The sequence below is a fragment of the Kitasatospora sp. NPDC040550 genome, assembly GCF_055594965.1.
In genome coordinates this window covers 1-23,389 of sequence record NZ_JBVIWC010000004.1, presented here as the reverse complement: position 1 = coordinate 23,389, position 23,389 = coordinate 1, and the positions used below count along the sequence as shown (strand labels likewise).

The following is a 23,389-nucleotide window of genomic DNA, read 5'->3' as shown; positions in this document are numbered from 1 at the left end:
GCGGCGGCCGGGCCCTCGGCGCGGTCCGACCGGCCAGGGCATCCCGTGGGTTCCGGCGGACCCGGCAAGGGTCCAGGAGACGGGCCCTAACCTGCGACCGGCGCGAAGCGGACCGGCAGGTGTACCAGGGCGCGGTGGAACGGGCCCGGGCGCCAGAGCAACTCCCCTGCCGGGGTGGCCAGTTCGAGGTCGCTGAGCCGGCTGGTCAGCTGCTCGATGGCGGTGATCGCGATCAGCAGGGCCGGGTCCCGGGCCGGGCAGGCGTGCGGGCCGGCCGCCCAGGCCAGGTGGGCGCTCTCGCCGCTGCGCAGCTCGCCGCCGTCGGTGGCCGGCGCCGCCTGGGAGTTGGCGGCCGCGTACGAGACCAGCACCAGCGAGCCGGCCGCGATCTCGCGGCCGTGGAAGGTGATGTCGTACCGCGGGTAGTGGGCCGAGAGGTTGGCCATCGGCGGCTCGTGCCAGAGCACTTCGTCGATCGCCTGGTGGGCGGTCATCGCGCCGCCGAACAGCGAGCCGGCGTAGCGGGCGTCGGTGAGCAGGCGCAGCAGGGCGTTGCCGATCAGGTTGGTGGTCGGCTCGTGCCCGGCGATCATGGTGAGGGTGATCTGCCGGATCACCTCGTCGTCGTCCAGCCCGACCGGGTGGGTGACGAACCAGGAGGCCAGGTCGTGCCGGGGGCGCTCGCGGCGCTCGGCGACCATCGCGGTGACCACCGCGACGAGCTTGCCGTACGCGGCGCCGGCCCGGGCGCCCGACTCGATCAGCCCGGTGATCGCGGCCACCACCTCGGCGTGCTCCTCCTCCGGCACACCGAAGCCGGTGGTCAGCACGAAGGCGGGCAGCTGGCGGGCGTACTCGGCGATCAGGTCGGCGCTGCCGACCGCGGCGAAGCGGTCGATCAGCTGGTGGGCGGCCTCGGCGACCTGGCGCTGCAGCCGGTGCGGTTCGAGCAGGGCCAGGCCGTCGGTGATCACCGCGCGGTAGCGGGCGTGCGTCGCGCCGTCGCTGAACAGCGCGGTGGGGCGGTAGCCGAGCACCGGCAGCAGCGGGGAGTCCGGCGGGACGGTCGCCTGCCAGGCGCGGGAGTCCTTGGAGAAGGTGTCGGTGTCGCGCAGCAGGTCCAGGGCGGCCTGGTAGTCGGTGACCAGCAGGGCCTCGACGCCGGGGGCGATTTCGACCGGGGCGACGGCGCCGTGGCGGCGCAGCCGCTCGTACACCAGCTGGGGGTCGGCGGCGAAGACCGGGCCGTAGATCGGGGTCGGTCGGGTCTCGACGGTCACGGGCGTTCCTGGGGATCGGTGGTGGCGGCGGTGGCGGGCAGGGTGTCCAGGACGTGCTCGGCCAGGGCGATCAGCGCGTCGAGGCTGCTGCCGCGCTCGCGCGCGTCGCACAGCAGCAGCGGGGTCGCGGCGTGCAGGTCCAGGTGGGCGCGCAGCACCTCGGGCGCGTGCTCCGGGGAGTCCGGGAAGGTGTTGACGGCGACGGCGTACGGCAGGCCCTGTTCCTCGACCATGTCCATGATCTCGAAGGAGTCGGCCAGCCGGCGGGTGTCGGCGAGCACCAGCGCGCCCAGGGCGCCGCGGGCGATGTCCTGCCAGAGCGGGAAGAAGCGGCGCTGGCCGGGGGTGCCGAACATGTACAGCACCGTGTTGCCGGGCAGGGTGAGCCGGCCGAAGTCCACCGCGACGGTGGTGGTGGTCTTCTCCGGCAGGCCCGCCAGGTCGTCCACCGGCCGGCCGGTCTCGGTCATCGCCTCCTCGGTGTGCAGGGTGGCGATCTCGGAGAGGGTGCGGATGAGCGTGGTCTTGCCGACCCCGAACGGGCCGGCGACCACCAGCTTCATCAGCAGCTGGTCCCGGTCGGGCAGGTAGCCCACCCGGCTCGACCGTCCGGCCGGGAGGCCGTGGTCGGAACCGGGGCCTTCGTCGGTGGTCCGGCCGGGGCCGGGGTCACCGGAGCGCACGGAGTCCAACGAGGAGCCTCTCGACGATGGAGCGGTCGGTCTGCTGGGCGCGCGGGATCGGCGCGCGGGCGCGCAGGCAGCCCGCCTCGACCAGGTCGGCCGCGAGGAAGACGGTGGCGCTGACCGGCAGGCGCAGGTGCGCGGCGGCCTCCACCACGGTCAGCGCGCCGGGGCGCAGCAGGTCCCAGAGCCGGCGGTGCTCGGGATCGAGGTCGGCGGGCGGTTCGGCGCGGTCCGCGAACAGGACGGTCAGTCGCTCGAAGCCGTCGGTGCCGGGGCGGCTGCGGCCGCCGGTGGCCAGGTAGGCGGGCACCATCCGCCTGCGGGGGACGGCGCTCATGACCCGGTCGGGATGCCCTGTGCGCCGGCCTCCTGCTGCCGGGACGGGCTGGCCAGGGCCCGGCCGAGAGCGGCCACCTGGAGCTGCATCTGGTAGGCCACGTTGCCGAGTTGGGCGTCCGGGGCGGTGAACACGGCGAGCGAGGTGTTCTCCCCGGCGGGGACCACGATGGCGTAGCCGAGGTCGGACTCCACCACGGTCTGGGCCAGCCGCGGCCGCTCGACGTCGGTGAAGGCGGTGGTGAAGGCGCGGGCCGCGGCGTGCACGGTGGCGGTCATCGCGGCGACCCGCTCGGCGGAGGCCCGGCCGAGGCCGTCGGAGGCGGCCTCGACGAGGCCGTCACCGGTGGCCACCACCGCGTGCAGCACCCCCGGGAGCTCCAGCAGCGGGTTCAGCACCCAGGAGATCTCTTCGGTGGCGGTCGGGCTGGGCGAGCTGCTCACTGCTCGGCTCCTTCTAAGGTCGGTCCGGTGCCGCGGTCACCGGTCGGTCCGGTGGTGCGGTCACCGGTGTCGCGGCCGGCGGTGGTGTCGCCGGTGCTGCGGGTCTCGCCGGTGGGGCGGGTGTCGCCGGTGCTGCGGGTCTCGCCGGTGCTGCCGGTCCCGTCGGTGCTGCGGGTGTCGCCGGTCGCCGTGCTCCCGGGGGTGCCCGGGGTGGCCTGTGCCGCCGCGGCCCGGCCGGAGTCGGTGCCGCGCTGCAGGGCCTGCCAGTGGGCGGCGGCCCGCTCGGGGGTGCGGGCGTAGGGTGCGGGCCGCTCCCCCGGGCCGCCCGCGGCCCCGGCGGACGGTGCCCCGGCGGCCGTTCCCCCGGCGGACGGTGTCCCCGCGCCCGGTGCCCCGGGCGCCGCCCCCGGTTCCTCGCCGGTGCGCGGGCGGCGGCGGCGCCGACTGGGCAGGCCGCTGCCGTCCCCGTCGGGGGTGGCCCCCGCGTCCGGGTCGGGCACCACGTGGATGGCCGGCGCCGGGTGCGGGCCGGGCTGGTTGTGGCGGTCGGCGAGCACCGGCGGGGCCTGCTCGTCGGCATCGCGCATCGGCGGGACGGCCGTGACGGTGGGCGCCGGCGCCGGGCCGCTGCCGGCCCGCAGCGGCAGCGGGGTGAGCACGGACAGCGGCTGCTCGTCGTCCACCGTGGTCACCAGCGCGGCCGGGATGCGCAGGAGGGTCCGCATGCCGCCGTACGGCGAGGGCTCGATGTGGCAGGTGAAGCCGTACTGCCGGGCCAGCTTGCCGACCACCGCGAAGCCGGTCTTGGGCGGGTTGCCCAGCTCGGTGAGCAGCACGTCCGACGGGCCGGCCAGCAGTCGGCGGGCCCGGCGCAGCTGGTCCTCGTCCATGCCGATGCCGCTGTCGTCGACGATCACCAGCGCGCCGCGGCCGCCCTGCTGGACGGTGACCGGGACGTCGGTCTCCGGGTGGGAGTAGGCGGTGGCATTGGCGAGCAGTTCGGCGATGGCGATGGCGATCGGCTCGGCGGCCCGGGCGACCACGGCCAGCCGCTGCTCGCGCAGGTGGTTGGCGACCTTGATCCGGGCGTAGCCGGGCACCCGGGAGAGCGCACCGACGACCACCTCGGCGAGCGGGGAGTCGGTCCGGGCCAGGCCCGGCCAGGCCTCGCAGAGCACCGCGACGGTCTGGATCCGGCGCAGCGCGACCTCGTTGCGGAAGTCGACCTCCAGCAGCCGGGGGTCGTCGTTGTCGTGCTGGAGCTGCTGGACCAGGCTCTGGATCTGGTAGAGCAGGGTCTGGATCCGGGAGGTGGCGCCGCGCATGGCGGCCCGGGCGGCGGCGTCGACCCGCTCGCGCTCGTCGGCGAGGGCCGCGGTGATGGCGTCCAGTACGGACTGCAGGGCCCGGACGCCCTCGGGGCCGACGGCCCGCGGGTCCAGCGGGCCGACCGCCGGGGCGTTGGTGTGGATCAGCCGGACGGCCGTGGCGGCGACCCGCTCCTGGGCGAGGTGGCCGATCTCGGCCAGCAGCGCGGCGGCGGCGCGGTCCGCGGCGGCCAGCCGGGCCTCGGCGGCTTCGGCGCGGGCGTTCGCCTCCCCGATGCCGGCGTTCGCCTCCTTGGCCCGGGCGTTGGCGGCGGCGCCCCGCTGGTCGGCGGCCCGGGTGTGCTCCTCGGCCCGCCGGGTCTGCTCGGCGGCGTTCCGTACGGCCTCCTGGGCCTCGTCCCGCTGGCGTTCCGCGCGGGCGAGTTTGGCCTCGGCGGCGCGGGCCTGCTGCGCGCCCTGGCCGAGCGCGGCCTCGGCGGCCACCGCCCGGCGGACGGCTGCGGCCCGGCCGCGGGCGAGCACGACCGCGGCTGCGGTGGTGGCCAGCGCCAGGACGATCAGCGCGATCAGCGCGATCTGCGTCATCGGGGTCCTCGGGTGTCCTTGCTGCTCGGCCCGGGCCTGCGCCCGGGGTGCGGTGGCGGGCGGAGCTCGGGAGCGGGGTGCGCGCGGGTGCGGTGGTGCGGCTGCGGGCGTGCGGTGCCGGGTGCGCGCGGGGTCCGGCCGGATTGCGGCCGGTGGCCCCGGCGGTCAGGTCCGGGCGGTCAGGTCCGGGCGGTCAGGTCCGGGCGGAGCGCGGGTGCGGGATCCGGGCCGGGTCCTCGGCCAGTTCGCGGGCCACCAGGGCGACCTGGCCCATGGCGTCCAGGATGCCGGGCAGCTCGGAGCCGTCCAGGTGCCGGTACTCGGCCGCGACGGTGAGCACCAGCCGCTCGGGCAGGCCGAGTTCGGGGTGGCGCTGCTCGGCGATCACCCGCCGGGCGGCGTCCAGCGCGGGTATCCCGGCGGCGTGCAGGGTGTGGGCGCGCTCGCGGACGTACGCCAGGTAGCCGATGTGCTCCTGGACGCCGTCGCGGTCGAGTACCGGGCCGTGGCCGGGGACGAAGATCTCCGCGCCGGTGTCCAGGGCCTGTTCGCAGGCGCCGATGACGTTCTCCAGCGGGCCGGCCCAGTGCGAGGGGTGGTCGCCGGGCTGCTCGGGGGTCGAGGAGAAGATCACGTCGCCGGTGAACACGGCGCGCTGGTGCGGCAGGTGGACCATCAGGTCGCCGCCGGTGTGGGCGGCGGGCAGGCTGGTGATCTGCACCGGGTGGCGGCCGACCTTGAGTTCCAGCTCGCCGGTGAAGACGGTGTCCGGGTGCACCGGCTCGGTGGTGGACCAGTCGAAGCCGCCGAAGTGCTCGCGGAGGTAGCCGCCGAGCGGGGAGTCCGGGTCGCTGTTGGTGAGCAGGGCGTGCTGCTGCTGGGGGCTGGGCTCCCAGTGGATGTGCTCCAGCGCCTCGCGGGTGGCGATCACCTCGGCGTCGGGGAGCACTCCGGCGCCCCACAGGTGGTCGCCGTTGGCGTGGGTGACGACCACCCGGTCGATGTCGACCCCGGTCGGCAGCAGGCGCCGGCTGGCGGCCAGGAACTCCCCGGCCAGTGAGGGGTCGTACGGGGTGTCGATCCAGAGCGCGGTGGTCTCGGAGGCCAGCAGGCCGCAGTTGGCCAGGCCCCAGCCCCGCTTCGGCGGGAGCCACACGTACAGGTCCTCGGCAATCGCGCTCACGTTCGCACGGTTGATCGTCATGCGCGCGATTATGCCCATGTTGTGTCAGGGATGGGGCAAAAGCTGTGCGAACAGCTGGAGTTAGTGCCCCGTTCCCTCCCGCAGTGTCCGGATTCGCACCGCGTGGTCGAGACCAATCGTCTCACGGCTCGGGACGACTCGTGGACACCTCACCCCGGAATCCCGACGGGACGTCGGACCGCTGGCCGGGCAGTACCCGGCAGACCTCGACCGTGACGTCCACCGTGTCCAGCCCGATCACCCGCCCCTCCACCGCGACGAATCCCTTCTCCCCCGAGCGGAACAGCGCCGCCAGCGGGGAACCCCGGTTCGCCGAGGTCAGGGCCTCCACCGCCATCGCCGAGCCGAAGGCGAACACCCCGCAGAGCACGACGCAGGGCGCGTGCCGGGGCGTGCGGGTGACGAAGATGAAGCCGTGGTCGCGGATCAGCTCCCCGGCCGGGTTGTACAGCGCCTCGAAGGTCATCCCGCCCCAGCGGGCGCGGGCCTCGTCCGGGTACTCGACGGCGAAGTCCGGGAACACCGCGTCCAGGACGCCGCCGGAGTAGGAGTTGACGCCCGGCCCGCCGATCGAGAAGGTCGGCATCCGCGGGTCCTGCGCCCCCGCCACCACCAGCTCGATCGTCGCCTTGCGGTTGACCTTCCGCAGCAGGTCGGTCAGTTCCGCTATCGCCCTGGCCTCGGCCATCGGCACGAACAGCACGTTCTTCGGCCCGCGGCTGGTGAGCTGGCAGCCGTCCGAGGTGAAGGCGAACTCCGCCACCTCCAGGCTCGGGATGACGATCTGCACCCGCCCGTACGGCGCCAGCAGCGCCCGCAGGAAGCCGTAGCGGAGGAACAGCCTGGTGCGGGCGAGGGAACGGGCCGCGAGGAAACCGATCACGGCCGGAACCGATGCGATCAGCACCTGGAGCAGGATCTCCATATGATCCCCCGGAGGACGACTCGACCACGAACTGTGCGCTCTGGTCATGTCCCCGTCCGTGGCCGGAAATACCCCCCTTCGCGGCACATCGGGGTGACCGGGCCCGCGCGCCCCCGGTCACCCCAGGCGCTTGATCCCCTTGCGCTCCCCCGCGCAGCGCTCGTACCCCAGCCAGGCGTTGATCGCCAGCATCGGCGCGTTGGTGGCGTCGTTGCTGGTGTACGCGCGGCGGTGGCCCGCCGCGGCCGCGCGCCGCAGTGACTCCAGCTTGGCCAGCTTGACCAGCCCGCGGCCGCGGAACTCCCGGCGGCAGGCGGTGAACGCGGACCAGTAGCGGTCCACCCCGTCGGTCTGCGCCATCGTGAAGGCCGCCGGCTCGCCGTCCACCACGGCGACCACCGTCAGCCCGAGGTCGAGGTCCGGCCGGGCCCAGTCGCCCCGCAGCCACTCCTCGTAGTCCAGGGCGTCCATCACCACCTCGCCGGGCTCGTCCCGGATCGCGTCCGCCTCCACCAGGAACAGCGGGCGCGGGTCGTCCGCCCAGTCGGTGGCGGGGCGCAGCTCGACGCCGGCCGGCCGTGCCGGCGCCTGCGGCAGCGGGCGGGTCAGGTCCCGGCCGCCGAAGTGGGCTTCGCGCCCCAGCTCGTAGCCCCGGGCGGTGCCGAAGGCCAGGGCGGCGGGCTCGTCGTCCAGCCAGGTGTGCAGTTCGGCCACCCCGTGGGCGGTCAGGTGCCGCTCGGCCGCGGCCAGCAGCGCGGTGGCCGCGCCGCGCCGCCGGAACCCGGGCAGCACGCTGCCGTTGGCGTAGCCGACGCCGGTGGTCGTCGTCCCGAGCACCAGTCCGCAGCGCACCGCGCCGACCACCTGGCCGTCCAGCTCGGCGACGAAGGTGCGGAAGTGCTCCTCGGGATTCGTCCGGGCGTTCATCCAGAGCAGCGCCTCGGCGCTCATCACCAGGTGCTCGCGGCCGGCCCGGTGGGCGGCCGTCACCGCCTCGGCGTCGGCGGGGCGGAAGTCTCGGATCGTCATTTCGGTCTCGGTCATGGATTCCCACGCTATCCGCGCCCGCTCGTCGTCGCCTCCGAGTTTTCCCGCCGACGGGCCGCCCACCTGGGGATTCGCCCCGGACACCGGGCTGGAATCCTTGCCCACCAGGACGGCAAGGCTCAAATAATGCTCTGAGAAGACCGGGTGAGGCTTGGCAGCCGCTCCGCCCGGGGACATCCTCAGCAGCACGGCCGCGCGGTCCTGGCGACGACGCCCGCACCGCCCGACGGCCTCCCCACCCAGCCCTCCGAAGGGGGCGAACCGATGACTTCCCCTGCCCTGGCCCTGCCCGGCTCCGCCGCCTCCACGGCGGACACCGCCGCGACGGACACCGCCACGGTGGACACCGCCGCGCCCCGGCTCGGCGTCGGCCTCGGCTGGCGCAGCGAGATCGACACCGTGGTCGAGCGCCAACCCGGCCTGGACTGGGTCGAGGTGGTCGCCGAGAACGTCTGCGCCGACCACCTGCCCACCTCGCTCACCGTCCTGCGCGAACGCGGCGTCACCGTCGTCCCGCACGGCGTCGGCCTCGGCCTCGGCGGCGCCGACCGGCCCGACCCCGGCCGGCTCGGCAGGCTCGCCGGAACGGCCCTCGCGCTCGGCTCCCCGCTGGTCACCGAGCACCTGGCCTTCGTCCGGGCCGGCGGCCTGGAGGCCGGCCACCTGCTGCCCGTCCCGCGCACCCGGGACTCGCTGCGGGTGATCGCCGAGAACGTCCGGATCGCCCAGGACCAGCTTCCGGTGCCGCTCGCCCTGGAGAACATCGCCGCCCAACTCGCCTGGCCCGACGACGAGTTCACCGAGGGAGAGTTCCTCGCCGAACTCGTCGCGCGGACCGGCGTCCGACTGCTGATCGACGTGGCCAACCTGCACACCAACCGGGTCAACCTCGGCACCGACCCGGCCGCCGAGCTCGACCGCCTGCCGCTGGAGGCGCTCGCCTACGTGCACGTCGCCGGCGGCACCCTGGTCGACGGCGTGTGGCACGACACCCACGCCCATCCCGTCACCGCACCGGTGCTGGAGGTCCTGGCCGAACTCTGCGCGCGGGTCGAACCACCCGGCGTCCTGCTGGAACGGGACGCCGACTTCCCGCCGCCCTCCGAACTGGCCGGTGAACTGGACGCCATCCGTCGGGTGCTGGAGGGGAGCACCCGATGACGCCCGACCTGGACCGCGTCGAGCCGACCGGGCCCGCCGGCGCCGAGGACGCGACCGGTGACCGCGCCGAGTGCGCGACCGGCGCCGCCCGGGAGCGCCTGGCCCGGCGCCAGACGGAACTGCTGGCCGCCCTGGTGGCCGGCGGGCCCGTTCCGCCCGGCTTCGACCCGGACCAGGTCCGCGCCCAGTCCACCGGCCTCACCGCCAAGCGGCGCGACACCACCGCGAAGGTCGCCCCCGACCTGCCCCGCCTGCTCGGGGCGCAGTACGGGCCGCTCTTCCTCGCCTACGCCCGCACCCACCCGCAGACCGGCGGCTACCACGCCGACGCCCGGGCCTTCGCCGCGTGGGTGCTCACCGACGGCGGCCCGTCCGCCGCCGACCACCGCCGCGCCCTGGAGCAGTGGCTCCACCCGGCGCCCGAACCGCCGCCCGGCCCGCTCGCCAGGCTGCGCCGGGCCCTGCGCGGCCACTGATCCGACGTCTCACTCGGGGGAACCGCCCATGTGGCACAACAGCTACTTCCTGATCCCGGCGCTCCTGCTGGCCGCGGCGGCGCTGTACGCCGTCCAGGCCCGACAGCGGGTCCGCCACGTGCCCCGCCCGCAGGGCCTGCCCGGCCGCAGCCTGCCGCTGCTGGACACCGCCTTCCTGGCCGGCGGCCCGGGCCGGGTCTTCGACACCGCGCTGATCCGGATGCACCTCGGCGAGCAGGTCGTGATCAACCGCGCCGGACTGGTCACCCTCACCGGCGCCCGCCCGTACGACGGGGTCGACCAGGCCGTGCACGACGCCGTCGGCCCGACCGGCAGCCGGGAACTCGGCGCGCTGCGCCGCACGGTGACGCGCTCCGCCGCCGTCCAGGAGATCGGCGACCGGCTCGCCGACCGCGGCCTGATGCGCCGCCCGGAACGGCTGCACCGGGCCCGCGTGGCACGGCGGCTGCTCTGGCTGGCGATGCTCGACGTCGTGGTCTTCGCCGGGACCGCCCTGCTGCTGGACAACGACGACGCCCGCTACGACCGCCCCGACCTCTGGTACCCGGGCCTGCTGCTGCTCCTCGGCGCCGTCACCCTGCTCACCACCCGCCCGGTCGACGGCCGGGTCACCCCGGCCGGGCACCGCCAGCTCGCGCTGATGCAGGGCACCACCCCGTGGACGCCCGACTCCGGCGTCTCCCCCCGGCTGACGGGCGGCGCGATGCTGGGCGCGGTCGCCCTCGGCGGCCTGGCCGCAGCCGCGCTGGACAACCAGGAGCTGGAGGCCGCGATGCTGGCCGCGGCGGCCGAGGACGAGGCGGTGCGACAGGCCCAGGCGTCCTCGTCCTTCTTCTCCTCGTCCAGCGGATCCTCGTCCGGCAACTCCTCGTCGAGCGGCTCCTCCTGCGGCGCCGCCGCCACCGCCTCGTGCGGCTCCTCCGGCTCCGGCTCCGGCTCCACCCACCACCACTCCTCGTGCGGCTCCTCGCACCACTCCTCGTGCGGTTCCTCGCACTCCAGCAGCTGCGGCTCCTCGCACTCCAGCTGCGGTTCCTCCTCCAGCTGCGGGTCGAGCTGCGGGAGCAGCTGCGGCGGCTCCTGACGTCACAGTTCGGTATCGCGCCCCGGGAAGCCGTTCCCCGGGCCGGGGCCCCAGGCATAGAACAAGCCCATGTGGTTGCTGTTCCTGATACCGGCCTGTGTCGCGGCGGTGCTGTCCTGCCTCAGGCTGGTGCGGATGACCGCCACCGCCGATGCCCTCGCCGACCAGGACGGGCTGCGCCCGCCGGAGGCCGTCGGCATCGGACTGTACGAGACGGCCTACCTGGCCGGCGGCCCGGACCGGGTGGTCGAGCTCGCCCTCGTCCTGATGGCCGGCCGCGGTCGCCTGCACCTCGCCCACACCGGCTGGACCACCGTGGTCGACCCCCGGGGCCGCAGCCGACTGGAACGGGCGGTCATCGCCACCGTCGGCCCCGAGGGCCAGTGCCGTACCGACGAGCTGCGCCGGGCGATGGGCGAGCACCCCACCGTGCTGGAGATCGGCGCCCGGCTGGCGCTGGCCGGCCTGGCCACCCCGGCCCTGGTCCAGCGCAACACCGTGGTGGTGGTGCGCCAGGTCCGGCACGCGATGCTGCTGACGCTGGTGCTGCTCGCCGCCGCGGTCTCGCTCAGCGGCTTCACCGGCGGTGACACCCTCGCCCCGCTCGCCTGGTTCTCGCTGCCGCTGGTGCTCACCGCGGGCACCCTGCTGATGGCCCGGGTCGACGTCTACCCGTACACCCGCTGGGCCTCCCCGATCGGCCAGGAGGTGCTGCGGGAGGTCCGCCCGGCCCGCCAGCGCGGCCTCGCCGACGACGAGGAGCGCCAACTGCTCACCGCCGTCGCGATGAACGGCCCCGCCGTGCTCCCCGACGCCCGCCTGCGCGCCGCCCTGCGCCCGCACCGCGGCTGACATCCGGCCGCGCCGACGGCCGCTCCTCCGACGTCACCGGGTCGACGCCGGCTCCCGGGTCGACGTCGGCACCCGCCACCACGCCGTCCTGCGGGAGTTCGCGGGCCCGTGCCCCTGACCAACGACCGGAGGCCGGCTCCCACCCCAGCGGGGGGAGCCGGCCTCCGGTGCGGCGCGGGTCAGGCCAGGCCGTTCAGCAGCTCGCTCACCGGCTTGCGGCGGCCGGTGAAGAACGGCACCTCCTCGCGGACGTGCAGCCGGGCCCGGGAGGGGCGCAGGTCGCGCATCAGGTCGACGATCCGGTGCAGCTCGTCCGCCTCGAAGGCGAGCAGCCACTCGTAGTCGCCGAGCGCGAACGAGGCCACCGTGTTGGCCCGCACGTCCGGGTAGCCGCGGGCCATCTGGCCGTGCTCGGCGAGCATCGCGCGCCGCTCGGCGTCCGGCAGCAGGTACCACTCGTAGGAGCGGACGAAGGGGTACACGCAGACGTAGTCGCGCGGGCGCTCGTCGGCGAGGAAGGCCGGGATGTGCGACTTGTTGAACTCGGCCGGGCGGTGCAGGGCCATGTTCGACCAGACCGGCTCCAGCTGGCGGCCCAGGCCGGTGCGGCGGAAGCGGTTGTACGCCTCCTGGAGGTCGTCCGAGTCCTCGGCGTGCCACCAGATCATCAGGTCGGCGTCGGCGCGCAGCCCGGACACGTCGTAGGTGCCGCGGATCGTCACGTCCTTGGCGTCCAGCTGCGCGAACAGCTCGTCCACCTCGGCGGCGAGGGCGGTGCGGTCCTCGGGCAGGGCGCCCTTGAGCTTGAACACCGACCACATGGTGTAGCGGATGACCTGGTTCAGGTCGCGCGCCTTCTTCTTCTCGGGCCGCTGCTCGGGCTCCCGCTCAACGCTCTCAGTCATGCGCCCATTGTCCTCTCCGTGGAACCGTCCCCGGTCGCCGGGGTCAACAGTCTGTCGATGTGCTCGCCGACGGCCGCTGCGGCGGCGGCCGCCGAACCGATGCAGGCCGGGATCCCCACCCCGTCGTACGCGGCGCCGCAGAGCGCCAGGCCGCCCACCGCCCGCGCCGCCGCGCGCACCCGGGCCACCCGGTCCGGGTGGCCCACCGGGTACTGCGGCAGGCCCGCCGTGAAGCGCGACACGAAGGTGTCGTACGGCCGGGCGGTCAGCCCGACCGCCTCCGCCAGGTCCGCCAGCGAGCGGGCCACCAGCTCCTCGTCCGGCAGTTCCAGCACCTCGTCCTCGCGGTGGCGGCCCAGCGAGGTGCGCAGCAGGAAGGCGTCCGGGGCGGAACGCTCCAGCCAGCCCCACTTGTTGGAGGAGAAGGTCGAGGCCTTGATCCGGCGGCCGTCCACCGGCGGCACCAGGAAGCCGCTGCCGGCCGGCGGCTCGGGCAGGTCGGCGCGGCGGAACGCCAGCGTCACCAGGGCCATGCCCGCGTACTCGACGGTGTCCAGCTCGGTGGCCGCCGCCGGGGCGTCCGCCCGCAGCAGCCGGGCCGCGGCCGGCGCCGGGACGGCCAGTACCACGGCGTCGGCGGTCAGCACCTCGCCGCCGGCCACCACCCGCCAGCCCTCGGGGGTGCGGCGCAGCTCCTCCACCGGGGTATCGGTGCGCAGGTCCACGCCCGCCCGCACGCAGGCCGCCGCCACCGCCTCCGGCAGGGTGCCGAGGCCGCCGCGCAGGCCCTGGAACACCGGGGTGCCGACCACCTGCGGCCGGGACGCCAGCGCGTGCACCCCCTCGACCAGCGAGCCGCCGCCCTGGGCGATCGGCAGCAGCTGCGGCACGGCGGCACGCAGCGAGATCTCCTCGGCGCGACCGGCGTAGACGCCGCCCAGCAGCGGCTCCACCAGCCGGTCCACCACCTCCTGGCCCAGCCGGTCGGCGACGTAGCGGCCGATCGCGACGTCCGACCCGACCTCGGCGACCCGCTCGTGCCGGGCCCGCTCCAGCCCCTCGGCGCTGAGCACCCCGGAGGCGGCGAGCGCCTCCAGGTCGCCCGGGACGCCCATCACCTGCCCGCCCGGCAGCGGTCGCAGCGCACCCCTGGTCCAGATCGCCGCCTTCGCGCCGGTCGGCGGCTCCAGCCGCTCCCCCAGCCCGACGGCCCGGGCCAGTTCCACCGCCTCCGGCCGCCGCGCCAGCACCGACTCGGCCCCGAGGTCCACCCGGACCCCGCCGACCTCGCCGCCCCACAGCTTCCCGCCGACCCGCCCCAACGCCTCCAGCACCGTCACCCGCGCCCGCGCCGGCCCCCCGGCCGCCCCGCTCAGGAAGGCGGCCGCAGCCAGCCCCGCGATCCCACCACCGACGACGACGACGACCTGTGCATCCGACATGCCTCGCAGTCTCGCAGGTCTTTACACGGATGCCTCAATCCGCTGCACGCGACAGGTCGATGAAGATCGGAACGGCATCGGCCGTTCCAGCACACCACGGAGGACTCCGGCGGATGCGTAGCCGGCGGGCGTCCTGTCCGACTCGAGGACGCGCACCACCGGCTGCCCGGGTGACGGCGGCGCTGCCGCGTCGGGCGGGGGTCGAGGTCGGCGGGCGGTAGGTCGTGTCCGTCCCGGCGCCGAGCCGTGATGGACCCGCGATCTGCCGGGCGGGTCCGTCGGGCAGTCTCTTACGTCCAACGGCAGGAACTGCCAACGGACTTGGGGAGGGGCCGGGGAATGGGACGACGGACGAGAGCCGGGGCGCCGGCGGCGGCGGTGGCCGCGGCGGTGCTGCTGGTCGGGGGTTGCAGCGCGAGCGGCGGCGGGGACCCGGGGCGGAACGACTCGGCGGGAGCACCGGCCAAGGCGGCCGGTGGAGCGGCCGCACCGGCCCCGGCGGCCCCGGCGGGCGGGCAGCCGTCCGCCGCGCCGACGGCCGCCGGGGTCACTCCGGCCGCGGACACCCGGCTGATCTCGTACACCGCGCAGCTCTCGCTGACCACCAAGGACGTCGGGCAGGTCCTGGGCAGGGCGAGGGAGTTGACGACCGCGTCGGGCGGTTACGTGGGCGGCGAGTCGGTCAGCGGCGGCGGTGCGGACGGGTCCGGGCAGTTGACGCTGCGGATCCCGTCCGCCGCCTACCAGCAGACCCTGGACCAGCTGGCCGCCCTGGGCCAGGTGGTCTCGCGCAAGAGCCAGGCGGACGACCTGACCCAGCAGGTCGCGGACGTGGCGAGCCGGGTGCAGACCCAGCAGGCCAGTGTGGACCGGGTGCGGGCGCTGATGGCGCAGGCCAGGACGCTGAGCGACATCACCTCGCTGGAGGGCGAGTTGAGCCGCCGGGAGGCGGACCTGGAGTCCCTGCAGAAGCAGCAGAAGGAGCTGGCCGCCCGGACCTCGTACTCGACCGTCACCCTGGACGTCCGCCGCGAGGCGGCGGCCCCGACGCCGACCCCGACCCCGACCCCGGCCGGGGGGAAGGGCTTCGGCGCCTCGGTCGGTTCGGCGCTGGGCGGCGGCTGGCACGTGCTGGTCGCGATCGGCACCGCGCTGGTGGTGGCGCTGGCCGCGGCGGCGCCGTTCCTGCTGGTGCTCGGGGTCCCGGGGGCGCTGCTCCACCGGTACTGGCGGCGGACCCGCGCACGGCCGGTCGTACCGCCCGAGGAGCCCGCGCCCACCGAGCCCCGGGACTGACGCGCGACGGCCGACGCACGACGGCGGCGGACCCCCGGGAGCCGGGGGTCCGCCGCCGCGGGGCGTCAGCGGGCGCTGGCCTCGTGCACGAAGGCGACCAGGCGGCTGAGCGCGTCCGGGTCCATGGACGGCATCACACCGTGGCCGAGGTTGAAGATGTGGCCGCTGGTGCCGAGCGCCTGGGCGGCGTGCAGCACCTCGCGGGCCTTGGTCTCGACGACCTTGGTGGGCGCGTACAGCACCGCCGGGTCGAGGTTGCCCTGGAGGCCCTTGCCGAGGCCGACCCGCTCGGCGGCGACGTTCAGCGGCACCCGCCAGTCGACGCCGACGATGTCCGCGCCGGCCTGGCCCATCAGCCCGAGCAGCTCGCCGGTGCCGACGCCGAAGTGGATCCGCGGCACCCCGTAGTGGGCGACGGCGTCGAAGACCTTGGTGCTGGCGGGCATCACCGAGCGGCGGTAGTCGTCCGGGGCGAGCGCGCCGACCCAGGAGTCGAACAGCTGGACCGCGGAGGCGCCGGCCTCGATCTGCACCTTGAGGAAGGCGGACGTGATGTCGGCGAGGCGGTCCAGCAGGGCGGCCCAGAGCTCGGGCTGCCCGTACATCATGGCCTTGGTGTTCTCGTGGTTCTTGGAGGGCCCGCCCTCGATGAGGTAGCTGGCGAGCGTGTACGGCGCGCCCGCGAAGCCGATCAGCGGGGTCCCGCCGAGCTCGTCGACCAGCAGGCCGACGGCCTCGGTGACGTAGGGGACGTCGTCGGGCTCCAGCGGGCGCAGCCGGTTGAGGTCCTCGAAGGTGCGGATCGGGTCGGCGATGACCGGGCCGATGCCGGGCTTGATGTCCACGTCGACGCCGACGGCCTTGAGCGGCACCACGATGTCGCTGAAGAAGATCGCCGCGTCCACCTTGTGCCGGCGCACCGGCTGGAGGGTGATCTCCTTGACCAGCTCGGGCCGCATGCAGGACTCCAGCATGGGGATGCCCTCGCGGACCTTCAGGTACTCGGGCAGCGAGCGGCCCGCCTGGCGCATGAACCACACCGGCGTGTGCGGCACCGGCTCGTGCCGACAGGCGCGCAGGAACGCGGAGTCGTGCGCGGCGCCGCGGCGCGCGGGGGTGCTTCGGCCGTCGGAGGTGGCCGCCGTCGGGTCTGCCGTAGTCTCGCTCACGGGTCAAATCTTCGCACGCGCCCGGGGGCGCACTTCCCGGGCGGTCTCGTCGGTTCCTCCAAGATCTGGCCGGGTTTGCCGTTCCGGCACGCCGCTCGGACGGAAGTTGCGGCGATAACCCGGGTCTTCGACCTAGTCTTCGGGGCATGGCAGCGGTCGGCGGGCACCCCGCACAGGGTGGCGGAACAGGTGGCGGAACGGGTCGGGAGGGGGCGCCGAGCGAGTTCCGGGCCGCCGTGGAGGCCCTCGACGGGGCTCGGCTGCGGCCGGAGCTCCAGCTCTCCCCCGCGCCGGCCCCGCGCCGGCTGGCCCCGTACGCCTTCGCGCTGACCGCCACCGTGGAGGTGGACGACGAGGAGCTGGCCGACGGCCGGCTGGTCCTGCTGTACGACCCGGCCGGGCAGGAGGCCTGGAACGGGGAGTTCCGGGTGGTCACGATGACCCGGGCGGAGCTGGAGCCGGAGATGGCCGGCGACCCGATGCTCTCCGAGGTCGGCTGGGCCTGGCTGCTGGACGCGCTGCAGGCGCACGGCGCCGGGTACGCGGAGCCGTCCGGCACGGTGACCCGCTGCGCCTCGCAGTACTTCGGCGGCCTGGCGGACCGCCCCGCCGCGACCGAGATCGAGATCCGGGCCTCCTGGACGCCGGCCGACGGCCGGTTCGAGCGGCACCTGGCGGCCTGGGGCGACCTGCTCTGCATCAGCGCCGGGCTGCCGCCGGCCAACCCGTCCCCGCCGCCGGCCGAGGTCACGTCACTCGGTGGAGTGGTCCCGATGCCCGCCCGGCGACGCCCCCGGTCGCACTGAAGGGTGGCGTCCGGGCCGGACGGCACCGCCGGCCCCGATGCCACCCCCAGGACTGACGGAGTGTGACTTCAGCCCTGCTCTGCGTCAATTACCTGCTCAAAGTCGATCGATCTGTCACGGATCTGATCGATTTTGTACGAATTCCAGGCATGTCGCATCAGTCATATGCGCGATTTGTCCGTATTGTTACTCACTAGATCGTGATCTTTCGCTAAAGCCGGGCACGGTAGCTGCCGAAGCAGACTGTGACCCTTTCCGAACGCGGAACACTCCGACCGCCCCCTCGGGGTTCCGTCCGCCACTCCCCGCAGGAGGCCTGGTGTCGGTCCTTCTTGAGCACCCCGCAAACGTGGTCGCCTACCGCCCGACCAAGCCCACCGCCATGGTGGTCATCGCCGATCCCCGCGTCCGAAACACCGTCACCCGCCACCTCTGGGCGCTCGGCGTCCGTGACGTGATCGAGGTGTCCTCGATCGCCGAGGCCCGCCCCCGGGTCTCCACCCCGCGCGACATCTGCGTCGCCGACGTCCACCTGCCGGACGGCTCCGGACTGACCATCCTCGCCGAGACCCGCGCCGCGGGCTGGCCCAACGGCCTGGCCCTGTCCGCCGCCGACGACATCGGCGCGGTCCGCAGCGCCCTCGCGGGCGGCGTCAAGGGTTACGTGGTCACCGGCACCCGCACCAACGTCGCGATGCCCGGCCGCCCGGGCCTGCCGCTCGGTGCCGCCGGGCTGGCCGGCCGGATGCGCCGCCCCGGGATGCCGGGCATGCCGGGTGCCGCCGGCGCCCCGGGCGCGCCGGGTGCCCCCGGGGCGCCGGGCCCGCAGCAGACCGCCTACCGCGAGCTGTCCGGCCGCGAGGTCGAGGTGCTGCGGCTGGTCGCCGAGGGCCAGTCGAACAAGGCGATCGGCGTCGCGATGGGCCTGTCCGCGCTCACCGTGAAGAGCCACCTGGCCCGGATCGCCCGCAAGCTCGGCACCGGCGACCGCGCCGGGATGGTCGCGGTCGCGCTGCGCACCGGCATCATCCACTGAGTCGGCCGGGGCCGAACCGCTCCGCGAACCGTCGGCGGCCCAGGAGGAACGTTCCTCCTGGGCCGCCGCACGCTCACCCGGCGGCACCCGGGATGCCGGGCCCGGCGATCCGTCAGCCGGGCGCCCGGGCAGGCGGTCGGGCGGGCAGGCGGACGACCGGGCGGATGACCGGGCGGGCGGGCGATCAGCAGTCTGACCAGTCCGACAACACTCCCAGTTCCGGCGACCGTCGTACCCTTGGTAGGTGACCGACGCCGTAGCAGCCATCCCAGAAGAAGCAGCCCCGGTCCCGCTCCTCGAACCGAAGGAGGGGATCCCGCCCGTCGTGGCGGACGAGCAGGCGCTGGCCGCCGTCGTCGCCGCCTTCGCCGCGGGCACCGGACCTGTCGCCGTCGACGCCGAGCGCGCCTCCGGTTACCGCTACGGGCAACGGGCGTACCTCATCCAGCTGCGCCGCGCGGGCGCCGGCTCGGCGCTGATCGACCCGATCGCCTGCCCCGACCTCAGCGGACTGGGCGCCGCCATCGCGGACGCCGAATGGGTGGTGCACGCCGCCACCCAGGACCTGCCCTGCCTCGCCGAGGTGGGCATGAGACCGACCCGGCTGTTCGACACCGAGCTGGCCGGGCGGATCGCCGGCTTCGCCCGGGTCGGCCTGGGGCCGATGACCGAGAACGTGCTCGGGCTGAGCCTGGCCAAGGAGCACTCGGCGGTCGACTGGTCCACCCGCCCGCTGCCCGAGCCCTGGCTGCGCTACGCCGCTCTGGACGTCGAGGTGCTGGTCGAGCTGCGTGACGCACTCGAACAGGAGCTGGTCGCCCAGGGCAAGCTCGACTGGGCCCTGGAGGAGTTCGCCGCGATCGCCGCCGCGCCCCGCCCGGCCCCGCGCACCGACCCGTGGCGGCGCACCTCGCAGCTGCACAAGGTCCGCCGGCGCCGCCAGCTGGCCGTGGTGCGCGAGCTGTGGCTGACCCGCGACCGGATGGCCCAGGAGCGCGACGTCTCCCCCGGCCGGGTGCTCTCGGACGCCGCGATCGTCAACGCCGCGCTGGCCATGCCGCTGAACATCGCCGCGCTGCAGGGCGTCCAGGGCTTCGGCCCGCGGCTGCACCGGCGCCAGCTGGACCAGTGGCTGGCCGCCGTACAGCGCGGCCGGGAGGTCCCGGAGAACCAGCTGCCGCCGGCCGCCGCCCCGCACGACGGGCCGCCGCCGCCGCGGGCCTGGGCGGAGAAGGACCCGGTCGCGGCCGCCCGGCTCTCGGGTGCCCGCGCCGCGGTCAGCGAGCTGGCCGAGCGCCACCACCTGCCCGCCGAGAACCTGATCACCCCGGACCTGGTGCGCCGGGTCTCCTGGGAGCCGCCGGCCGACCTGAGCGGCGACGGCGTGGCCGCCGCGCTGCGTCGGCTCGGCGCCCGGCAGTGGCAGGTCGACCTGGTGGCGCCGGTGGTGGCCGCCGCCTTCGTCACCGCCGCCACCGCCGGCACCGCCGAGGCCTGATCCGGCCGGAGCGCACCGGCCCGCCCGCGCGGTCCCGGCCCCGCCGACCGACTCCCGTGAGGGGGCGCCGTCCGTCACGGACGGCGCCCCCTCACCGCGTTCCCGGGGAGCCTTCCTGGTCGCGGTGGTGCCGGACGTGTCGCGGGACACATGGTCAGAACCGTCCGAGGGGCCTGGGCAGGTTGGTTACCGACGGGTAGCATGACTCTGACGCGGCGCCGCTCGGGATCTTCCGGCGGCAGCCTGCACACCCGAAATGTTGGTCCCTGGGAGGAGAGCCCCCGTGCCTCGTACCGCGAGGGACGTCGTCTTCGTCGATGGCGTCCGCACCCCGTTCGGCAAGGCCGGCCCGAAGGGCATCTACCACGAGACCCGCGCCGACGACCTCGTCGTCAAGTGCATCCGGGAACTCGTGCGCCGTAACCCGAACCTGCCCGTCGAGCGCATCGACGAGGTCGCCATCGCGGCCACCACGCAGATCGGCGACCAGGGTCTGACCATCGGGCGCACCGCCGCCCTGCTGTCCGGCCTGCCGAAGTCCGTCCCGGGTTACGCGATCGACCGCATGTGCGCCGGCGCCCTGACCGCCGTGACCACCACCGCCGGCGGCATCGCCTTCGGCGCGTACGACGTGGTCGTGGCCGGCGGCGTCGAGCACATGGGTCGCCACCCGATGGGCGAGGGCGTGGACCCGAACCCGCGCTTCGTCTCGGAGAAGCTGGTCGACGAGTCCGCCCTGTTCATGGGCATGACCGCGGAGAACCTGCACGACCGCTTCCCGCACATCACCAAGGAGCGCTGCGACGCCTACGCCGTGCGCTCCCAGGAGAAGGCCGCCAAGGCGTACGCCAACGGCGACATCCAGCCCGACCTGGTGCCGATCACGATCCGCAACACCAACCCCGAGGTCGGCGAGACCGGCTGGGGCCTGGCCACCGTGGACGAGCCGCTGCGCCCGGGCACCACGATGGAGTCGCTGGCCGGCCTCAAGACCCCGTTCCGCCCGCACGGCAACATCACCGCGGGCAACTCGGCCGGTCTGAACGACGGTGCCACCGCCTCGCTGCTGGCCGCCGAGGACGTCGCCGAGGAACTCGGCCTCCCGGTCAAGATGCGCCTGGTCTCCTACGCCTTCGCGGGCGTCGAGCCCGAGGTCATGGGCATCGGCCCGGTGCCGGCCACCGAGAAGGCGCTGGCCAAGGCCGGTCTGACCATCGACGACATCCAGGCCTTCGAGGTCAACGAGGCCTTCGCCGTCCAGGTGCTGTCCTTCCTGGACCACTACGGCATCGCGGACGACGACGAGCGGGTCAACCCGTTCGGCGGCGCGATCGCCTTCGGCCACCCGCTGGCTTCCTCGGGCGTGCGCCTGATGAACCAGCTGGCCCGCCGCTTCGAGCAGCGCCCGGACGTCCGCTACGGTCTCACCACCATGTGCATCGGCTTCGGCATGGGCGGCACCGTCATCTGGGAGAACCCGCATTGGAGCGGAGCGGAAAAGTCGTCTCAGGTCGAGGGTGGTAAGTGAGCATGAGCAACACCACTGAGCTGCTCCAGCAGGGCGCCGAGCTGTTCCCGGGCGAGGTCGTCACGACCGCGCACGTGCGCCACCTGGACCTGCCGCTGCAGGCCGGCAAGCTGGCCATGATCACCCTCGACAACGGCTTCGACCACACCAAGCCGACCACCTTCGGCCCGGGCTCGCTGCTCAAGCTGTCCGAGGCGCTGGACCAGGTCGAGGCCGAGGCCGCCGAGGGCAAGATCGTCGGCGCCGCGATCACCGGCAAGCCGTTCATCTTCGCCGTGGGCGCCGACCTCAAGGGCGTCGAGCTGCTCAAGCAGCACGCCGACGCGCTGGCCATCGGCAAGGGCGGCCACGAGGTCTTCAAGCGGATCGCCGCGCTGCCCGTCCCAACCTTCGCCTTCTACAACGGCGCGGCCATGGGCGGCGGCGTCGAGGTCGGCCTGCACTGCGACTACCGCACGGTGTCCGCGGGCGTTCCGGCCTTCTCGCTGCCCGAGGTCTTCCTCGGCCTCGTCCCCGGCTGGGGCGGCTGCACCATCCTGCCGAACCTGATCGGTGCCGGTAAGGCCGTCAAGGTCATCATCGAGAACTCGATGAACCAGAACAAGCAGCTCAAGGGCAAGGACGTGTTCGAGCTGGGGATCGCCGACGCGATCTTCGAGCCGGCCGACTTCCTGGAGCAGTCGCTGCTGTGGGCCGCCAAGGTCCTCAAGGGCGACGTCGTCGTCGAGCGCGAGGCGATCGACCGCGGCAAGGCCTGGGACGACGCCGTCCTCTGGGGCCGCATGGTCGCCGACGGCAAGGTGCACGGCGCCGCCCCGGCCGCCTACAAGGCGCTGGACATCATCGCCGCCGTCAAGGACGCGGACCTCACCGACAAGGCCAGCCTCCAGGCCGGCTTCGACGCCGAGGACGCGGCCCTGGCCGACCTCATCATGAGCGGCGAGCTGCGCAGCGGCATCTACGCCTTCAACCTGGTGCAGCGCCGGGCCAAGCGCCCGTTCGGTGCGCCGGACAAGTCGCTGGCCCGCCCGGTCTCCAAGGTCGGCATCGTCGGCGCCGGCCTGATGGCCTCGCAGCTGGCGCTGCTGTTCGCCCGCCGTCTGGAGGTGCCGGTGGTCCTCACCGACATCGACCAGGAGCGCGTCGACAAGGGCGTCGGCTACGTCCACGCCGAGATCGACAAGCTGCTCGGCAAGGGCCGGATCGGCCAGGACAAGGCCAACCGCCTCAAGGGCCTGGTCAGCGGCTCGCTGGACAAGGCCGTGGCCTTCGGCGACGCGGACTTCGTCATCGAGGCCGTGTTCGAGGAGATGGGCGTCAAGCAGACCGTCTTCGCGGACCTGGAGGCCGTGGTCTCGCCGACCTGCGTGCTGGCGACCAACACCTCCTCGCTGTCGGTCACCGAGATGGCCTCGAAGCTCCAGCACCCCGAGCGGGTCGTCGGCTTCCACTTCTTCAACCCGGTCGCGATCCTGCCGCTGCTGGAGATCGTCCGCGGCGAGCAGACCGACGACGCGTCGCTGGCCACCGCCTTCGCCGTGTCGAAGAAGCTCAAGAAGACCTCGGTGCTCTGCAAGGACGCCCCGGCGTTCGTGGTGAACCGGATCCTGACCCGCTTCATGGGCGAGATCCAGAACATCATCGACGAGGGCACCCCGATCGCCAGCGTCGAGAAGGCCGTCGAGCCGCTCGGCCTGCCGATGTCCCCGATCGTGCTGCTGGAGCTGGTCGGCCCAGCCATCGCCCTGCACGTCTCGGAGACCCTGGCCGGCGCCTTCCCGGAGCGGTTCACCGTCTCCGAGAACCTCGGCAAGGTGGTCAAGGCCGGCAAGCGCGGCTTCTACACCTGGGTGGACGGCAAGCAGGTCCTCGACCCCGAGGTGCTGGAGCTGCTGACCTTCGGCGACACGGTGCTCACCGAGGAGCAGGTCCTGAACCGCTCCCTGGAGGCCGTGGCCCAGGAGATCGGCCTGATGCTGGAGGAGGGTGTCGTCGGCGAGGCCCAGGACATCGACCTCTGCATGATCACCGGTGCCGGCTGGCCCTTCCACCTGGGCGGGATCACCCCGTACCTGGACCGTGAGGGCGTCTCGGAGCGGGTGAACGGCAAGAAGTTCCTCGCCCCCGGCGTGGCCTCGGTGCCCGCGTAAGGCGTAGCGGTACGAGCGGAGCCCCCGGCGACCTGGGCGGTTTCTAGGGGTCGTTGCAACACGTGGTCGGTTGTCTAGGCCGCGATGAGTTTATGCAGGCGCTCGGCTGGGGTTTCCCAGCCGAGCGTTT

Annotated in this window: 19 protein-coding genes and 1 pseudogene; 9 read left to right on the top strand and 11 right to left on the bottom strand. The window is 74.3% G+C overall.

The window, feature by feature from the left end; translation table 11 throughout:
• Positions 1-86: 86 nt before the first annotated feature.
• The 8 genes from ACZ58X_RS07800 to ACZ58X_RS07765 all read right to left on the bottom strand — a co-directional run bounded on the left by ACZ58X_RS07800 (position 87) and on the right by ACZ58X_RS07765 (position 7,832).
• Positions 87-1,280 (bottom strand): cytochrome P450, encoded by a 1,194-nt coding sequence (locus ACZ58X_RS07800; protein ID WP_470332768.1) that lies wholly within the window; start codon positions 1,278-1,280, stop codon positions 87-89.
• Complete coding sequence (locus ACZ58X_RS07795; RefSeq protein ID WP_470333089.1) at positions 1,277-1,843, bottom strand: GTP-binding protein; 567 nt, start codon at positions 1,841-1,843, stop codon at positions 1,277-1,279. Before ACZ58X_RS07795 ends, ACZ58X_RS07800 begins: the two co-directional genes overlap by 4 nt.
• Positions 1,844-1,949: 106 nt before the next feature.
• Complete coding sequence (locus ACZ58X_RS07790; protein WP_470332767.1) at positions 1,950-2,303, bottom strand: DUF742 domain-containing protein; 354 nt, start codon at positions 2,301-2,303, stop codon at positions 1,950-1,952.
• The gene (locus tag ACZ58X_RS07785; protein WP_470332766.1) at positions 2,300-2,746 is read right to left on the bottom strand and encodes a roadblock/LC7 domain-containing protein; all 447 of its coding nucleotides are present in this window, start codon (positions 2,744-2,746) and stop codon (positions 2,300-2,302) included. The genes ACZ58X_RS07790 and ACZ58X_RS07785 overlap by 4 nt, the downstream gene beginning before the upstream one ends.
• Entirely contained in the window at positions 2,743-4,659 is a 1,917-nt protein-coding gene (locus ACZ58X_RS07780; RefSeq protein WP_470332765.1) for an ATP-binding protein, read from the bottom strand. The genes ACZ58X_RS07785 and ACZ58X_RS07780 overlap by 4 nt, the downstream gene beginning before the upstream one ends.
• Before the next feature lie 193 nt (positions 4,660-4,852).
• Positions 4,853-5,863: an MBL fold metallo-hydrolase gene (locus tag ACZ58X_RS07775; protein WP_470332764.1), complete on the bottom strand. Its 1,011-nt coding sequence runs from the start codon at positions 5,861-5,863 to the stop codon at positions 4,853-4,855.
• Positions 5,864-5,984: 121 nt separating this feature from the next.
• Positions 5,985-6,770: a hypothetical protein gene (locus tag ACZ58X_RS07770; RefSeq protein ID WP_470332763.1), complete on the bottom strand. Its 786-nt coding sequence runs from the start codon at positions 6,768-6,770 to the stop codon at positions 5,985-5,987.
• Positions 6,771-6,905: 135 nt separating this feature from the next.
• On the bottom strand, positions 6,906-7,832 hold the full coding sequence (locus ACZ58X_RS07765) for a GNAT family N-acetyltransferase (protein ID WP_470332762.1): 927 nt from the start codon (positions 7,830-7,832) through the stop codon (positions 6,906-6,908).
• A gap of 342 nt (positions 7,833-8,174) precedes the next feature.
• On the opposite strand from ACZ58X_RS07765, the pseudogene ACZ58X_RS07760 reads away from it, so the two are divergent.
• The 3 genes and pseudogenes from ACZ58X_RS07760 (at position 8,175) to ACZ58X_RS07750 (ending at position 11,429) form a co-directional block, all read left to right on the top strand.
• A pseudogene (locus ACZ58X_RS07760) lies at positions 8,175-9,472 on the top strand (MbnB/TglH/ChrH family RiPP precursor modification enzyme).
• A 28-nt stretch (positions 9,473-9,500) separates the two neighbouring features.
• On the top strand, positions 9,501-10,577 hold the full coding sequence (locus ACZ58X_RS07755) for a TIGR04222 domain-containing membrane protein (protein ID WP_470332761.1): 1,077 nt from the start codon (positions 9,501-9,503) through the stop codon (positions 10,575-10,577).
• Positions 10,578-10,646: 69 nt separating this feature from the next.
• Positions 10,647-11,429 (top strand): TIGR04222 domain-containing membrane protein, encoded by a 783-nt coding sequence (locus ACZ58X_RS07750; RefSeq protein WP_470332760.1) that lies wholly within the window; start codon positions 10,647-10,649, stop codon positions 11,427-11,429.
• Between the two features lie 179 nt (positions 11,430-11,608).
• Here the strand turns inward: ACZ58X_RS07750 and hemQ are convergent, their stop codons facing one another.
• Together hemQ and hemG are read right to left on the bottom strand one after the other, a co-directional pair.
• A complete protein-coding gene (gene hemQ, locus ACZ58X_RS07745; RefSeq protein WP_387930066.1) occupies positions 11,609-12,334 on the bottom strand; it encodes a hydrogen peroxide-dependent heme synthase in 726 nt (241 codons plus the stop codon).
• Positions 12,331-13,776 (bottom strand): protoporphyrinogen oxidase, encoded by a 1,446-nt coding sequence (gene hemG / locus ACZ58X_RS07740; RefSeq protein WP_470332759.1) that lies wholly within the window; start codon positions 13,774-13,776, stop codon positions 12,331-12,333. Before hemG ends, hemQ begins: the two co-directional genes overlap by 4 nt.
• Positions 13,777-14,115: 339 nt before the next feature.
• On the opposite strand from hemG, the gene ACZ58X_RS07735 reads away from it, so the two are divergent.
• Positions 14,116-15,072 (top strand): DUF4349 domain-containing protein, encoded by a 957-nt coding sequence (locus ACZ58X_RS07735; RefSeq protein ID WP_470332758.1) that lies wholly within the window; start codon positions 14,116-14,118, stop codon positions 15,070-15,072.
• A gap of 65 nt (positions 15,073-15,137) precedes the next feature.
• On the opposite strand, the gene hemE is transcribed toward ACZ58X_RS07735, so the two are convergent.
• Positions 15,138-16,151 carry a uroporphyrinogen decarboxylase gene (gene hemE, locus ACZ58X_RS07730; RefSeq protein ID WP_470333088.1) on the bottom strand — a complete coding sequence of 338 codons (1,014 nt, stop codon included), beginning with the start codon at positions 16,149-16,151 and terminating at the stop codon, positions 15,138-15,140.
• A 236-nt stretch (positions 16,152-16,387) separates the two neighbouring features.
• Here hemE and ACZ58X_RS07725 point away from each other — a divergent pair, with 236 nt between their 5' ends.
• The 5 genes from ACZ58X_RS07725 to ACZ58X_RS07705 all read left to right on the top strand — a co-directional run bounded on the left by ACZ58X_RS07725 (position 16,388) and on the right by ACZ58X_RS07705 (position 23,259).
• Positions 16,388-17,047, top strand: coding sequence for a DUF3000 domain-containing protein (locus ACZ58X_RS07725; RefSeq protein ID WP_360236022.1), 660 nt, complete (start codon positions 16,388-16,390; stop codon positions 17,045-17,047).
• Between the two features lie 319 nt (positions 17,048-17,366).
• Entirely contained in the window at positions 17,367-18,083 is a 717-nt protein-coding gene (locus tag ACZ58X_RS07720) for a response regulator transcription factor (RefSeq protein ID WP_350511717.1), read from the top strand.
• Between the two features lie 244 nt (positions 18,084-18,327).
• Positions 18,328-19,581 (top strand): HRDC domain-containing protein, encoded by a 1,254-nt coding sequence (locus ACZ58X_RS07715; protein ID WP_470332757.1) that lies wholly within the window; start codon positions 18,328-18,330, stop codon positions 19,579-19,581.
• A 283-nt stretch (positions 19,582-19,864) separates the two neighbouring features.
• A complete protein-coding gene (locus ACZ58X_RS07710) occupies positions 19,865-21,109 on the top strand; it encodes a thiolase family protein (protein WP_360243902.1) in 1,245 nt (414 codons plus the stop codon).
• A gap of 2 nt (positions 21,110-21,111) precedes the next feature.
• Entirely contained in the window at positions 21,112-23,259 is a 2,148-nt protein-coding gene (locus tag ACZ58X_RS07705; protein WP_470332756.1) for a 3-hydroxyacyl-CoA dehydrogenase NAD-binding domain-containing protein, read from the top strand.
• The last annotated feature ends 130 nt before the right edge of the window (positions 23,260-23,389 follow it).

Bases quoted from the DNA above. Each gene is read 5' to 3' on its own strand.
- ACZ58X_RS07705 (WP_470332756.1), top strand. From the start codon at position 21,112: ATGAGCAACACCACTGAGCTGCTCCAGCAGGGCGCCGAGCTGTTCCCG.
- hemQ (WP_387930066.1), bottom strand. From the start codon at position 12,334: ATGACTGAGAGCGTTGAGCGGGAGCCCGAGCAGCGGCCCGAGAAGAAG.
- ACZ58X_RS07790 (WP_470332767.1), bottom strand. From the start codon at position 2,303: ATGAGCGCCGTCCCCCGCAGGCGGATGGTGCCCGCCTACCTGGCCACC.
- ACZ58X_RS07795 (WP_470333089.1), bottom strand. From the start codon at position 1,843: ATGAAGCTGGTGGTCGCCGGCCCGTTCGGGGTCGGCAAGACCACGCTC.
- ACZ58X_RS07765 (WP_470332762.1), bottom strand. From the start codon at position 7,832: ATGACCGAGACCGAAATGACGATCCGAGACTTCCGCCCCGCCGACGCC.
- ACZ58X_RS07725 (WP_360236022.1), top strand. From the start codon at position 16,388: ATGGCAGCGGTCGGCGGGCACCCCGCACAGGGTGGCGGAACAGGTGGC.
- ACZ58X_RS07780 (WP_470332765.1), bottom strand. From the start codon at position 4,659: ATGACGCAGATCGCGCTGATCGCGCTGATCGTCCTGGCGCTGGCCACC.
- hemG (WP_470332759.1), bottom strand. From the start codon at position 13,776: ATGTCGGATGCACAGGTCGTCGTCGTCGTCGGTGGTGGGATCGCGGGG.
- ACZ58X_RS07735 (WP_470332758.1), top strand. From the start codon at position 14,116: ATGGGACGACGGACGAGAGCCGGGGCGCCGGCGGCGGCGGTGGCCGCG.
- ACZ58X_RS07750 (WP_470332760.1), top strand. From the start codon at position 10,647: ATGTGGTTGCTGTTCCTGATACCGGCCTGTGTCGCGGCGGTGCTGTCC.
- ACZ58X_RS07775 (WP_470332764.1), bottom strand. From the start codon at position 5,863: ATGACGATCAACCGTGCGAACGTGAGCGCGATTGCCGAGGACCTGTAC.
- ACZ58X_RS07755 (WP_470332761.1), top strand. From the start codon at position 9,501: ATGTGGCACAACAGCTACTTCCTGATCCCGGCGCTCCTGCTGGCCGCG.